General features: G+C 58.2%; 12 protein-coding genes. 6 read left to right on the forward strand and 6 right to left on the reverse strand.

Features of this window, described 5'->3' with window-relative positions; translation table 11 throughout:
- Positions 1-23 precede the first annotated feature (23 nt).
- On the forward strand, positions 24-665 hold the full coding sequence (locus ABF824_RS00645) for a pyridoxamine 5'-phosphate oxidase family protein (protein WP_415485869.1): 642 nt from the start codon (positions 24-26) through the stop codon (positions 663-665).
- A gap of 4 nt (positions 666-669) precedes the next feature.
- On the opposite strand, the gene ABF824_RS00650 is transcribed toward ABF824_RS00645, so the two are convergent.
- The 5 genes from ABF824_RS00650 to ABF824_RS00670 form a co-directional block, all read right to left on the reverse strand.
- Entirely contained in the window at positions 670-2,607 is a 1,938-nt protein-coding gene (locus ABF824_RS00650; RefSeq protein ID WP_415485870.1) for a response regulator, read from the reverse strand.
- Positions 2,604-4,382: an ATP-binding protein gene (locus tag ABF824_RS00655; protein WP_415485871.1), complete on the reverse strand. Its 1,779-nt coding sequence runs from the start codon at positions 4,380-4,382 to the stop codon at positions 2,604-2,606. The genes ABF824_RS00650 and ABF824_RS00655 overlap by 4 nt, the downstream gene beginning before the upstream one ends.
- Positions 4,379-5,479, reverse strand: coding sequence for a response regulator (locus tag ABF824_RS00660; RefSeq protein ID WP_415485872.1), 1,101 nt, complete (start codon positions 5,477-5,479; stop codon positions 4,379-4,381). The genes ABF824_RS00655 and ABF824_RS00660 overlap by 4 nt, the downstream gene beginning before the upstream one ends.
- A 278-nt stretch (positions 5,480-5,757) precedes the next feature.
- On the reverse strand, positions 5,758-7,266 hold the full coding sequence (locus tag ABF824_RS00665; protein WP_415485874.1) for a Ppx/GppA family phosphatase: 1,509 nt from the start codon (positions 7,264-7,266) through the stop codon (positions 5,758-5,760).
- Positions 7,267-7,460: 194 nt separating this feature from the next.
- Complete coding sequence (locus ABF824_RS00670; protein WP_415485875.1) at positions 7,461-9,083, reverse strand: ABC-F family ATP-binding cassette domain-containing protein; 1,623 nt, start codon at positions 9,081-9,083, stop codon at positions 7,461-7,463.
- Positions 9,084-9,399: 316 nt separating this feature from the next.
- Here ABF824_RS00670 and ABF824_RS00675 point away from each other — a divergent pair, with 316 nt between their 5' ends.
- Entirely contained in the window at positions 9,400-11,145 is a 1,746-nt protein-coding gene (locus ABF824_RS00675) for an oleate hydratase (RefSeq protein WP_415485876.1), read from the forward strand.
- A 73-nt stretch (positions 11,146-11,218) separates the two neighbouring features.
- On the opposite strand, the gene ABF824_RS00680 is transcribed toward ABF824_RS00675, so the two are convergent.
- Positions 11,219-11,977, reverse strand: a complete 759-nt coding sequence (locus ABF824_RS00680; RefSeq protein ID WP_415485877.1) for a YoaK family protein — start codon at positions 11,975-11,977, stop codon at positions 11,219-11,221.
- A 210-nt stretch (positions 11,978-12,187) separates the two neighbouring features.
- Between ABF824_RS00680 and ABF824_RS00685 the strand changes: the two genes are divergently transcribed.
- The 4 genes from ABF824_RS00685 to ABF824_RS00700 all read left to right on the forward strand — a co-directional run bounded on the left by ABF824_RS00685 (position 12,188) and on the right by ABF824_RS00700 (position 14,631).
- A complete protein-coding gene (locus tag ABF824_RS00685; protein ID WP_415485878.1) occupies positions 12,188-12,748 on the forward strand; it encodes a phosphate-starvation-inducible PsiE family protein in 561 nt (186 codons plus the stop codon).
- A 69-nt stretch (positions 12,749-12,817) separates the two neighbouring features.
- The gene (locus ABF824_RS00690) at positions 12,818-12,973 is read left to right on the forward strand and encodes a hypothetical protein (protein ID WP_010667872.1); all 156 of its coding nucleotides are present in this window, start codon (positions 12,818-12,820) and stop codon (positions 12,971-12,973) included.
- A 600-nt stretch (positions 12,974-13,573) separates the two neighbouring features.
- Entirely contained in the window at positions 13,574-13,999 is a 426-nt protein-coding gene (locus tag ABF824_RS00695) for an NADH-quinone oxidoreductase subunit A (protein WP_415485879.1), read from the forward strand.
- Positions 13,996-14,631, forward strand: a complete 636-nt coding sequence (locus ABF824_RS00700; protein ID WP_415485880.1) for a NuoB/complex I 20 kDa subunit family protein — start codon at positions 13,996-13,998, stop codon at positions 14,629-14,631. The genes ABF824_RS00695 and ABF824_RS00700 overlap by 4 nt, the downstream gene beginning before the upstream one ends.
- Positions 14,632-14,634 lie beyond the last annotated feature (3 nt).

Below are 14,634 nucleotides of genomic sequence, written 5' to 3' on the forward strand. Positions count from 1 at the left end.
ATCAACTTTCGCCGGAGACTGTCATGCGCCCCGATTATGCGCGCGCGCGCCAGAGCAAACGCGCTTCTTACGATGAAGCTACTATCCACGCCATTCTTGATACAGGGCTTGTGGGGCATGTCGGATTCATCGCCGAAAATAGGCCCATGGTCATTCCGATGGCCTACGCCCGCATCGGTTCCACAATTTATCTACATGGGGCTTCAAAAACACGCATTGCACTCCTGCACGATGCTCCTCTGAGCATGACGGTCACTCACCTGACAGGCATCGTTGCGGCGCGTTCGGCATTTCACCACTCGGTCAATTATCGCTCTGCCGTGGTTCATGGCACGGCACGCGCAGTGACAGGAGAAGAATTCGATCAGGCCCTGAACGCCATTACGGAACATCTTCTCCCGGGTCGCATTGCCGAACTTCGCCCCATGTCGGCGTTGGAACGCAAGGCGACAGGGGTAATCGCCCTCGATATCGCTCATGCCAGTGCGAAAATCCGCACTGGACCTCCGGTAGATGACGAGGATGATCTCGATCTTGGTTTATGGGGTGGTGTCATTCCCGTGGTTACAGCACTTGGTACAGCGGTGCAGGACGGACACACACCAGAAGATGCCATTCTCCCTGCATCCATTCCTGCCGCACGGCGAAAGTTCGCCGTCATATAAATAACTATTTCGCCGGGATGAGCTCTTCCACATTCGAGAGAAGAGCCTCCCGTGTGAACGGTTTGGCGAGAATATGCGCATCTGACGGAAGGATTGCCCGATCGGCAAAGCCGGTTACGAACATCACCCCTAGATCGGGACGTATGACGGCAATCCGACGGGCACATTCATCGCCATTCATTTCCGGCATCAGCAGATCCATCACCACCAGCCCGATATCGGGACGGTCCCGCACAAGTTCCAGCGCCTGTATGCCGCTATGGCATTCCAGCACCTTGAAACCCGCCTTCACCAGAAAACCGACGGTAACAGCGGCAACATTCGGATCATCGTCCACGACCAGAATACTGCGCTGGGTGCCATGTGTGAGGTGACTACCGACAGACCCCGAAGAGACTATTTTCCCCTGCCCCCCAGCATTCGCAGCCGGTAGCCAAAGTTCAATCAACGTTCCTTCACCGGGCGAACTGGCGACGCGGACATCGCCTCCATTACGCTGCACGAAGCCATAGACCATAGGCAGCCCAAGGCCGATGCCTGCCCCTACTGTTTTCGTGGTGAAGAATGGCTCGAAAATTCTCGCCTGCGTCTCCGGTGTCATACCTACACCGCGATCACGCACGCTGATCACCACATATTCACCTGGCGACAGCGGACGACCGGAGCGACCGACAATTGTCTGACCGCCCTTCGAAATCGGTGTCACCGTTTCTCCACGGGCGGAGATGATGATTTCACCACCTTTGGGCTGCGCATCTCTCGCATTCAGGCAGAGATTGACCAGCGCCACTTCAAGTAATGAAGGATCGGTGGAAGCCTGAGACAAAGCCTCTTCCGGTAATTCAAGACGCACGGGAATCGCACGAGAGCCACCGCCGCCAATGCTCTGCGCCAGCAATCCCTGCATCTGTCCCAGAAGCTGCGGCACATCGACTGCCCGGCGGGTAAGATCGCGGGGACGGCTGAAATCAAGCAGCTTCTGCGTCAACACCGCTCCACGCCGCGCCGCATCCATCGCGTTTGTGAACAGACGGGCGATGTTCGGGTCCGTGGGTGGCTGCAAATCCTGCACCAGTTCCAGCGAACCAAGTACGGCCGTCAGCAGGTTGTTAAAATCATGAGCGATGCCACCGGCCAGCGTGCCTATGGCCTGCATCTTGTCGGCCTGCCGCGCCCGCTTCTCCATCTCCATCAGATCAGTCACATCCTGATCGATCACCACAGAAGCACCTGCCTGCGGAGGACGCTCATGTGTCGCTGCAAGAGCTACACGGGAAATCCGATGCCAGTGTTCGCGCCCCTCCTCATCCACACGCTTGATGATCGGCGTTTCACCTTCTTCACCAGACAAACTTTCATCTTTTCCGGAAGTGAGTTCCGGCAAAACGTCCTGCTCAGTGAGACGGAGACATTCAGTAGGAGAACAGCCGAATGCATGTGCTGCGCGCGCATTGAGGCGCGTTATCCGGCCTTTCTCATCGATCAGCGCGAGGCCAAGCGGCAGGCTCTCAAACAGGCTCCTGAGAAGTGCACGCTCGCTGGCGAGCTCACGGCGTGTCCGGCAGGAGGCGGCAGCTTCCCGCACCATGGCCAATAGGCTTTCCGGCTCCCACGGTTTCGCCGCATAGAACGTGATGGCGCCGCGGTTCAATACATCGACGACCGTGTCGAGATCGGCAAAACCGGTCAGAAGAATTGTGCCCGCGTCGGACATCGCGCGTGCCCGGGCCAGCAGGGCATCTCCTGTCATGTCGCGCATACGCTGATCGGATATGATCACCGCAATGTCAGGATTGGCCTTGAGCAGCGCCAGCGCTTCCTCTCCGCCGGCAGCGGGCAGCACATCGAACTCGGCATCGAGAAGATCGGTGAGAGCAACCAGTATTTCCGGCTCATCATCGACAAGAAGAACACGGCTTCGGGGCACAATGCTGTCGTTCATATCACGTTCCCCGCCGCCGAAATCAGACCCATGTCTGGGCGGAACATTTCTGCATCACACTTACGTGATTCATGCTCATACGGCACGGCGATGGTGAAACAGGCTCCGCCTTCCTCTCCCGAAGACACGTCGATTACCCCTCCATGCGCCTGCACAATTCCATAGGCCGTGGCGAGGCCAAGCCCCGTTCCCTCGCCCACCGGTTTGGTGGTGAAGAAAGGCTCAAACACACGTTCACGCATGAGGGGAGGAATACCGGGTCCATTGTCGGAAATGACGATCACGTAGTCCTGCCCTTCCCCCTGCCGTGTCTGTTCGAGCCGCGTCGCAATACGGATGAAAGGCTGACGATTATCGTTTCCGGGAACCGTGGCAAGAGCATCCGCAGCATTGCTGATGACGTTCATGACAACCTGATGCACCAGCGCCATCTGGCATCGCAGAACGGGAGGCGCCTGAAAATCCCGCCGGACTTCCACCTGATCGACAAGTTTGGGAGCCAGCAGCGAGATGACCGTTTCGATCGCATCCGGCATGTCGACGTTTTCAAACGCGCCCTGATCGAGCCGGGTAAAGCGCCTCAGGCTGGACACAAGATCCCTCATCCGCCCCAGACCTAGTGCTGTAGCGGCCAGACGATCGCGCCCTTTTTCAAGAGCGACCTGAACCGCTGCAGTATCCCCCGCGTCCAATGCCGTCATTGCCCCTTCGAGCAGACGCGACACCGTATCTTCATGGGCGAGAACGAAAGCGAGCGGGTTGTTGAACTCGTGTGCAATGCCCGCCACCAGTTCACCCAACGACGCCATTTTCGCCGACTGGACGAGCTTTGTCTGCGCCTCGATCAACTTGTGGTTCGCTGAAGCCAGTTCGTCGTTCGCATGCTCCAGGGCGTCCGCCAGAACTGTCTTGGCGCGCGCACCTTCCATCGCGACGTCACGGGCCATACGTTCCGCTTCACTCCGCAGATTCTCGTCGAGCAGCACCTTTCGCCGGAGCTGGACACGCACACGCAGCATGAACAGCCCCATATCCCTGAGAACATCCGTGAGAAAATCGTCGACACCAGCGCGATAGGCATCGGCCGCAGACACTCCGCCACCTTCAGCAAAACCGATCAGCCGTGCAGGCGTCTGGGAGGCTATGAAGGTCCGGTGACGCAATCGGTCGAACATGCGGCAGAGCGCCAAACCATCATAATCGGCACTCGCAAGATCGATGATCAGGCAATCCACACCCGGAAACCAGAAATCTGGAGAAGCCAATGCGTTGGCGTCCAGCATCAGCACATCCAGCCCTTCTTCCCGCAACCGATGCAGGAAGCACGGCGGCTGGCTGGAGGTCGTGGCAACCGCGATCGTCGGGCGGCGGAAGCGCTCACGAAGCGCAGCCTGCGTCACCGTCTGCGCCCCGCGCAGAAGCCCGTTGATCCGCAGGATCAGCAGATCGGACGGAATGTCAGCCTCTACCACAGCGTCGATGCCAGCCAGAAGTGCTTCACGGCTGACCGCCTCATCCTCCGTGATGGCAATGATCGGCAGCATGCGCGTGGTGTGATTCAGGCGCAGATGGCGTGCAAGCTGGGCACCCGGCATACCCGGCAACGCCATATCCATGAGCACAATGGCTGGCATCTGTTCATCGAGGCTGTCCAGCACGTCTCTGGCATTTTTTGCCATCGCCACCATGAAGCCTGCTTTTTCAAGCGGCACGCGGCGCTGGAGGATCGCCCCCTCGTCCCCAACGAGCAGAATGAGAGGCTTGCTGTTACTCATCGCCCCTCCGTGGAAATCATCGCCGCCAGTTCCGCAACTGACCCCACGCCCTGTCCGGCCTCGGTCATCAAGGCCACCTGCGCAGATGTGGCGAATGGGCAGAAAGGCGGCTGTTCCAGCAGCGTCTGACCACCTGCCCGCCGCACAGCCAGCAGCCCCGCAGCGCCGCCTTTACCCATATGCCCGAACAGAACCACCAGCAGGGCTTTGGCCATTTCTGGTGGTGCCGACATCAGCAGGATGTCGAATGCGCTACTGCCCATGGACGCCGGAGCCAGTCCGGCAGGCAGATCCGGCATGCCGGCAACACACACGGAACCGTTTTCGCCCGTCACCAGACGCGGCATGGAGGCCGCATTCGCGACATTGACCCCACCTGCAATCAGTGGAGCGGCAGTTGTCAGATTGACCTTACGGGCGCCCTGTTCCAGCGTTTCGTCCAGCCATGTGACGAACGCCCCAAAGAGCGAAGGCGCAAAATCAACGGCCAGCAGCACGGGCAAAGCGGAAGGCAATACGTCCGAACTCAACAGACGCAATGCCGAGTTGAGCGCGCCTTTTCCCGCCACGAGCACCAACAGCCCAGCCTGATGCAGGACCGTAATTGTCTGAGTATCGGCCCTGTCATCTTCAGAAGACCGCTTACCAGCACCCCGGGCAATAGCCGTTATGCGGGAAATCGTTTCGGAAGACGCCAGATCCTTGCTGTCTCTGGAAATAATATCGAGTGCCCCCGACCTCAGGCACTCGAAAGCCGTGTCACAGTCCGCTCCATTCAGATCGGCCATGATAATAATCGGCACGGGCCGACGCAGCATAAGGGCGCGTGTCAGTTGCAACCCACTCATCCCCGGCAGGTCATCGCGGAGCAAAATGACATCGGGTGCCGCCTCACCCACACGCGTTTGCGCGTCCGAGGCGCAGGTCGCTTCCCCCACGAGCACACACTCACCTGACGTCGCGAAACTTTCCCGGAGGGCACCACACACAGACGCCTCATCGTCGATGACAAAGACTTTCACCGATGTAGCTGGAATGTTTCCAGCATCCGGCGTCGGCATCGACGGACAAGAGAAGATTTGTTCGCGTGTGGTCACCAGAGCCTCCTGCCGGGGAAATATGATCTCCAAACCGACTCGATATTGCCTCCGATGCGCTCCATCTCCTGCCGAAGGCTGGACATGACGACCGAAAGACGTGACCCGAAATTACGTCGGATCACCACCATACGGCGTCAACAGAAGGATCGATCTTCGCAAATGCGTGTACAGCACGCCCGCTCCCTGCATCCCGTTCCAAATGGTCCGACAGACAGGGAAAGGCATGTTTGATTTACACTAACACATCGTAAACAAACGGAAAGTATCTCTCTGCTTCAGGCAGGAAGAGAGCAGGCTCCCGCAGATATTTCCTCCATCTGCGTTTCAAGTCCCATCGCGTGTCCAAGCCGTTGCAGGCGCCGTTTGACCGCGTCACCGCGCATGGCAACTCGCGCGGATGTGAAGTACAGATAGAGTTCCTGTTGCCGTATCTCCAGCGAAGTGCCTTCGAGCAGCGATTCTGTGCCCCCACTCAAGGCCGACGCCAGTCGCAATGTCAGGCCGAGACGGTTCGCCCATGTGAACGCGTCTGCATCCAGAAGCGCCCGGGCAGGAGCCAGCCATTCCGCATCGGTCTCGGCTTCGTAACGCACTGCAAGAGCAAGCGCCAATGCGGCGCGGGACGAATGATCGATCCCCGCTCCCTGCATCCAGAGAATACGCAGGAATGTTTGTTCGGCGCGATATTCCGGATGGTCATGGCTCCCGACATCGGACAACCAGCAGGCGACATGACGCAACCGCCGCTGATGTGCCGTTTCATCCGGGAAAACCGAAAATGTCCAGTTGATCAGTGCTTCAGGAAGCGTCGTGCTGCGTCCGAAACGGAAGCACATCGACTGCGCGACGGCTTCCAGCGGGTCCTGCTGTTGCAGATGCGGCGCGACATTGAGGGCATACCACCCTTCCCGCAGTCCATCGACGCAGAACACAATCCGGTCCGGCTCAAGTCTCTTGAGCAACCGTCTGAGAACTGTCGCGGCAAACGGCACATCGTCGAGGCGTTTGCGGGGGGCGCTGGGCAACCGTTCCAGCACGCGCCGATTGCTCTGGATAAGCCAGCCGGTCATCTCCCGCGCCGTGGAAGGAGAAAGCGTGTAATAATGCAGGATATTGAGCGGGTAACTTGTGCGGGCGATCTGTAGGCGACCCAAAGCGCGGAACGCTCCTCCTACCAGATAGAGCGTCCGTCCTTTCATGCGATCCAGCCATTTAACATTGGCAAGGTCGCTATCAGTGATGGTTTTGGCCTTTGCAAGATCGCCATCAGCTCGATCACTGAGCCGGATCACACCAAGAGGAAGGGTGTCAGCATCATGCCGCCCTTCCGCATCGATACGGATCAGTTCGAGAGAGCCACCCCCGATATCCGCCACGATTCCATCCGCCTCCGGGATGCCGCACAGCACACCCAGCGCGGAATGATCGGCTTCTTCCACGCCTGAGAGAATGCGGATAGGCACATCAGGCATCACTTCACGCAGGGAAGCCACGAACTCGGGTCCATTGGACGCATCACGCACTGCGGCAGTCGCGAGAATCTCGAACGGATCGGCATTCATCCCACGCGCAATGGCGTGGAAACGGCGCAGGACGTTGACCGCCATCGCCATGCCTTCCTCGTTCAGCCGACCTGTCTGGGTCAGCCCACGACCAAGCCGGAGAACTGCCTTTTCATTGAAGATCGGCATCGGATTACGGGAGATGCCATCAAAAACGACCATCCGGACTGAATTCGAACCCAGATCAACAACGGCGGAGCGAGCCGGAGCGTCAGCCTGCATGCATGGTCTCCGTAAGGACGACGACAAACGACCACAACGCTTCCCGGCGGGCGCTGCGATCAGGGATGAGGCACGAAACGATGTGCCCAACCGCTATAACCGATGAGATGGAAATTACCCAGTGAAGAAATCCCGCTCTTTTCCATGGGGCCTCACCACTCTCGGCTCAGCCGTTTTTCCCACCTGTCCGGGTGTCATTCATGAAGTCCCGGCGCCTCACGCCCTGTCCGCGCGACATATTCCGTATAGCCGCCATCATACCGATGCAGGCCTTCGGGGGTCAGTTCCAGCACGCGGTTCGAGAGGGCTGCGAGAAAATGTCGGTCATGCGAGACGAACAGCATCGTCCCCTCATAATCCGACAGGGCCGCGATCAGCATCTCTTTCGTCGCAATATCAAGGTGATTGGTCGGCTCATCCAGAACCAGAAAATTTGGCGGATCATACAGCATCAGCGCCATGACCAGACGCGCTTTCTCACCCCCGGACAGAACCCGACAGCTTTTATCGACATCATCGCCGGAAAACCCGAAACCACCCGCCAGCGCGCGAAGGGAGCCCTGTCCCGCCAGAGGAAACGCATCATTCAGCATCTCGAACACCGTCCGGTCGCCATCGAGCAGGTCCATGGCGTGCTGGGCGAAATAGCCCATCTTGACGCTGCCGCCGAGCGTCACTGTCCCTGCATCCGGTTCGGTCGTTCCCGTCACCAGTTTCAGCAAAGTCGATTTGCCCGCGCCATTGACGCCCAGCACGCAACAACGCTCCTGCCGACGGATCAGCAGGTCCAGCCCCTGATAAATCACCCGACTGCCATAACGCTTGTCGACGCCGCGCAGATTGACCACCGCATCTCCCGATCGCGGGGCTGGCGGAAAGGTGAAAGACAATGCCTGCCGTCGCTTCGGTGGCTCAACACGGTCGATTTTGTCCAGCTTCTTGACGCGGCTCTGCACCTGCGCCGCGTGAGATGCACGCGCCTTGAACCGCTCGATGAAGGCGACCTCTTTCGCGAGCATCGCCTGCTGACGATCGAACTGGGCCTGCTGCTGCTTCTCGTTCAGCGCCCGCTGCTGCTCGTAAAACTCGTAATCACCAGTAAAACTGGTCAGAACGCCACCATCAATCTCGATCACCTTGTTGATGATCCGGTTCATGAAGGCCCGGTCATGGGACGTCATCAGCAAAGCGCCGTCATACCCGGCGAGAAACTGCTCCAGCCAGATCAGGCTTTCGAGATCAAGATGGTTGCTCGGCTCATCGAGCAGCATCACGTCGGGTTTCATCAGCAGGATGCGCCCCAGCGCCACGCGCATTTTCCATCCACCGGACAGACGCCCCACATCGCCGTCCATCATTTCCTGACTGAACCCAAGCCCGTGTAGAACTTCCCGGGCCTTACCTTCCAGCGCATAACCACCGAGTTCCTCGAACCGCGCCTGCACTTCGCCAAACCGCTCCAGAATGGCGTCCAGTTCATCGAACCGCTCCGGGTCCGCCATCGCGGCTTCCAGTTCCGCCAGTTCGGCCCCGATCTCGGCCACGGGCCCGGCACCATTCATCACCTCAGCAACAGCGCTTCGCCCCGACATCTCCCCGACATCCTGATTGAAAAATCCAACCGTTATGCCGCGATCCGTCAGCACCTGCCCTTCGTCGGGCTCCTCCTGTCCTGTAATAAGCCGGAACAGGGTGGTCTTGCCCGCGCCATTCGGCCCCACAAGACCGATCTTCTCCCCTTTCTGCAACGCAGCCGACGCCTCGATGAAAATCACGCGATGGCCATTATGCTTGCTGATGTTGTCGAGCCGGATCATGGAGCCTCAGGTCTGAAGGGGAGCGGAAAACAGTCGCGCCCTTATTACGCAGAGCGCTCACCCCGTAAACCACGGACATCCGCCTGTCGCTCGGACACAGGGCGCCTTCACTGTCATATTCTTGAGAGCGGCAAAACGAGCCTGCAAAAGCAGAAACGCCCGAGTGACTTGAAAAGATGTCATGCCTGAAATGTCGTTTTCGTGAAATTGACACACATCAACGACACCGATCCCCATGACGCCGTGTATACTAAGCAGAACTCTCTTTTCGTCATATCGATCGGGCCGCTATCGGCTCTGAAAGACACAGCACGCCATGAGATACGCCCACAGCAATTTCGAAGCCTTCGCCCGCCCGGTAAAACCGGAAGGCGTGGAAAACCGATCCGCGTGGATCATCGGCGGCGGACTGGGCGGCATGGCGGCGGCGGCGTTCCTGATCCGCGACGCCCAGATGACGCCTTCAAAGATCACCATTCTTGAAGCATCAGACGCCGACGGCGGAGCACTGGACGGCGCAGGCAATGCGGAAACCGGCTGGCTGATCCGTGGTGGCCGGGAGATGGAGGAACAGTTTCAGTGCCTATGGGATCTGTATCGTTCGATCCCTTCGCTGGAAGTGCCGGATGCTTCTGTTCTCGATGAGTTCTACCATCTCAACCGCGTCGATCCCAGCAGCAGCCCTGTCCGGGCGATGTGCGGAAAGGGCCAGCCTCTGCCGGATCGGGACAGCCTGACGCTGACCGGAAAGGCGCGGAGGGAGATCATCGCGCTCATTCTCGCTGATGAAGAGAAGCTCGCAGGCAAGACCATCACCGACATGCTGTCCGCCGACTTCATGAAATCGAATTTCTGGCTGTTCTGGCGCTCGATGTTCGCTTTCGAGCCATGGCACAGCGCGATCGAGATGAAGCGCTATCTCGCCCGTTTCGTGCATCAGATCCTCGGATTGAAAGATCTGCACACTCTGAAATTCACCAAATACAATCAGCAGGAATCCCTCAGCAAGCCGCTGGCCACATGGCTCACCGATCAGGGCGTCGTGTTTCGTCATGGGGTGCAGGTGACGAATGTCGCTGTCGACACTTCGGGTGGAAAGAAAGTCGCAACCCATATCGACTGGCGGGAAAGCGGCACGGAAGCTGGCGTCGATCTTGGTCCGAATGAGCTGGTTTTTGTCACCAACGGTTCGATGGTGGAAAATTCCAGTTGGGGCGACCATCATACCCCCGCACCGATTGATACGACCATCAAGGATGGCAGCATCTGGCAGTTGTGGTGCAACATTGCCATGCAGGATCCGGCGTTCGGGCGTCCGGACGTATTCTGCGGCGACACCACAAAATCCCGCTGGTTGTCAGCAACTGTCACAACACAGGATGCACGCATTCCCGACCTCGTGCATACGGTGACGGGGCGTGATCCGTTCTCCGGACGCACGGTCACCGGTGGCCCGATCACCATTCAGGATTCCGCCTGGCTGATGAGCTGGGTCGTCAGCCGTCAGCCACATTTCAAAGGCCAGCCAAAAGGCCAGATGGTGGCATGGCTCTACGGGCTGTTCAGTGATGTGCCCGGAAATTACGTCAAAAAGCCGATGCAGGAGTGCACCGGCGAGGAAATCACACGGGAGTGGCTGTTCCACATGGGCGTGCCCGCCGACCAGATCGACGACATGGCGGCGACGGGCGCGATCACGCATCCCTGCATGATGCCCTTCATCACAGCGCAATTCATGCCGCGTTCCCCCGGAGATCGCCCGAAAGTGGTGCCGGATGGCAGCGTCAATCTCGCCTTTCTCGGTCAGTTCGCCGAAACACCGCGCGACACCGTGTTCACCACGGAATATTCCGTCCGCACGGCGATGGAGGCGGTCTACACGCTACTCAATGTCGATCGTGCCGTGCCGGAAGTCTTTGGCAGCGTCTACGATATCCGCATGCTATTGCAGGCGGCGGCGGAATTGCGGGACGGGAAGAAGGTGCCCGCCTCCGGTCTGCTGCATCATCTGACGGATGGAACCGAGATTGATGATCTACTGGAGCGTTATGGGCTGATCTGAACGAACTTTTTCCATCTATGTAATGGCTGGATAAGTTCAACAAATCGCAGGCCGGGGGAGTATCGAAAGGAAATTACACATCCGAGCTGTTCTCCCGCGCCACAGTTCCTGCTGACGTCAGCACTTCTGGTCGTCGAACAGTGCCGGGAAGTGACAGACAGGCGAGCAAACCCGCGAGCAGCAGCAAAAAACGGCCAGACCACCACCCATAAAGGAACGCGCCAGCAATACCCCCAGCTGTAAAGGACACAACAATCGCCCCGTGCAGCCACAGCCGCTCCCGCGTGCGGGCAAGCTGCGCCAGATCGGCGGGATGACGAAAGGAATCCAGCCAGTCCGCCAGTTCGATGCCGACATCGGTCAGCATTCCCGTCATATGCGTGGTCCGCACGCGGGCGCCGGATATGCGCGTGACAGTGGCGTTCTGCAGTCCCATCAGAAAACTCAGCCCATAAGCCAGCATCACGCCGCGGTGTACGCCCGGCAGCAGAATATCCACCAGCGCCAGAACACCAAGCAGACAGGCCTCCAGCAGAATGCTCCACGCATAGACGGACGGAAGAACCCGCCGTCGCCCTGCATTGACCAGAAGTGTGGCCAGCACCGCACCTGCGACAAAAGCGCCGATCAAACCGATACAGGACATAAACAGACTCACATGTCCCGCATGTAGTCCCGTCGCCAAGGTGGAGACATTCCCCGTCATGTTGGCGGAATAGTACCCGACCGCCAGAAATCCGGCAGCATTGACGGCTCCGGCTACAGCAGCGAGCGAACAGCCAAGACGCCGGTCAACCACCGCATCCCGCTCCGCCCCTTCATGTACGAGCACTCCGCCCTCCTACGTTCCCCGCTCCGCCATACTCTTGCAAGCAGTTCACTATACCACGGCCATCGAAAGCGGGGGAAAGGAAGCAGACATACGCGCCTCTCATTCCCGGCTGGACCTGCCGCACGATGCCTGCGACACTTGGGACGAAGCGGACAGATTGTCCCAGCCCGCGCCCCAAAATAGACGCGCATTGATGAAGGAAAGTCGGAAATGGACGGTTCAGGGGACGGAAAAGAATCTCATGATCCCTTCTCGCGGGAAGCCCTGCGCCTCGGACGCAGCTTCCGGGAAATGAACCTTTACGAAGGGTTCGAACTTCTGATCATGCTGATCCTGACGGCACTGATCATGATCATTACGGCTATTGCGACGTGGAGCCTCACAAAAGAAGTCTGGCGCCTCGCATGGTTCGGTCAGATCAGCCCGGACAACGCACCGACTTTCCAGAGCGTGTTTGGCAATATTTTCACCGTCATCATCGCCCTGGAGTTCAAAAGCTCGCTCCGGATCAGTCTCTCACACAACAAGGACGTTGTGCGCGTCCGCACAATCGTACTGATCGCGCTTCTCGCCGTCTCCCGGAAATTCATTATCCTCGACCTCAACGAAGTACGTCCCATGGAAATGATCGCCTTTTCCGCGGCTGTGCTGGCGCTCGGCGTCGTGTACTGGCTGATCCGTGAACAGGACACGCGCGTCGCTGCCCAGGCCGCCCGTTTCTCTGCCGCCGAAAAAGCCCCGCACGACCAACCGTCTCACACACAGGAATAATTTCGCCTTACCGGACCGCCATTGTTCGTATACAGAACTGCACCCATTGAGAAAGAATCAGCAGGTATCATGAAACGCAACATCCTCATTCTCACGGCGTTCGGCATCCTTCTAACTGCGTGCTGTCCCAAGCCTGACCCGAACAACAGCCCCGTGGACGGCAGCATTTCCTGCAATTTCGATCATCTGCCCGGTGAGAAAACCACCTGCCCTCTGCACCACTGACGAGATTCAGCGTAAAGCCTGAAATATTTCGGCATGGACGGCAACTGTCTCGGGTTTTGCTCTGCTTCCCAAAGAATGCAACTTCTTTGATCCCTGTTTGTAAATTTTAAAGAAAGCAGGACAGCTTTCCGTCCAGAGGCGGCGGGGCTGGATGATGGACGGTTACACGATTTCCGCCACTCCTTCGCCTCAGATGTGCAGTGTCACTGGGACATTACGCACACCGAGGATTTGTCCAGAACATTCAGCGCGGCGCAGCCGCAATCTCGGTCTCCCTGCACTTCGAACAGGCCATTTCCAGTCGTATCCTGTGATTACTTTCTGTCCATACTCACCCGATACGAAAAACAGAAAATTGAGAGAAGAAAACTTCTCATAACAGGCCATCCCATTTCGTGAAAAACTTGCACGATGGAACCGCAACTTCCCTCTTCTTGCCGCGTATAGGCGACTGATAACGCATTCTGACGTTTCCTTCAGTGAACCGAATGCGTCAGAGGACACACTCCTCCTCGGACCGCAGCCGCCTGTCATCCGTCACGACCAACAGCACTACACAAATAGCCTCCGTTCAGAACAAACAGAAACGGAATTGCCAGTATGGAAAATGTTTCCAGTATATGGTCTATTTTTACCTATGCACTTGTCATAGGAATAGTGCTGGCCGGTATGATGGGGCTGTCCGCCATAACCGGCACCCGACGAAGCGGCAGAGCCATGGGTCGCTCCATGTCCATGCCTTTTGAGTCCGGCATCATACCCACGGGCTCAGCACATCTGCGGTTACCTGTGCAGTATTATCTGGTGGCCATGTTCTTCGTCATTTTTGATGTCGAAACCGCCATTCTCCTGACATGGGCAACCGTTGTGACCGAAGTGGGTTGGATTGGCTATGGCGCGGCGCTCGCCTTTATTGTCTTTCTGGCAATTTCCCTTGCCTATCTGTGGCGAGCCGGAGCGCTGGACTGGGGGCCGCAGGTTCACCCACGCCGTGTAATGGACACACGAAAGGACCTCGCATCATGAGTTGGTCTCTTTCTTCCCCCGGTGCGTCCAGAGACGCGCAGCCCTCACCCAGTTTCAGTGAAACTCTCCGCCGCAATCTGGTCATGGGCCGGTTGCAGGATTTTGTTTCATGGGGGCAGAAAAATTCGATCTGGCCGCTGAATTTCGGCCTGTCATGCTGTTATGTGGAAATGGCGACAGCGTTCACCAGCCGCTTCGACATCGCCCGCTTCGGGTCTGAAGTCCTGCGCGCCACACCACGCGAAGCGGACCTGATCGTTATTTCCGGCACCGTATTCGTCAAAATGGCTCCGGTTATCCAGCATCTTTACAATCAGATGCTGGAGCCGCGCTGGGTGATCTCCATGGGATCATGCGCCAATTCCGGCGGCATGTACGACATCTACAGTGTCGTGCAGGGTGTAGACAGTTTTCTGCCCGTGGACGTGTATGTGCCCGGCTGTCCTCCGCGTCCCGAAGCCCTGCTGGAGGGGTTGCTGCTCTTGCAGAAATCCATCGGCACACAGCGCAGACCCCTGAGCTGGATGGTCGGACCGCAGGGCGTGGAACCTGTGACACCGCCCAGTCTGCGCGATGAAAAGCGCGACCAGCGCCGGGCCATGCGCGACCTGCGCACACCCGACGGGATCTGACGC

This window comes from Acetobacter sp. (assembly GCF_047721705.1).
Taxonomy (GTDB): domain Bacteria; phylum Pseudomonadota; class Alphaproteobacteria; order Acetobacterales; family Acetobacteraceae; genus Acetobacter.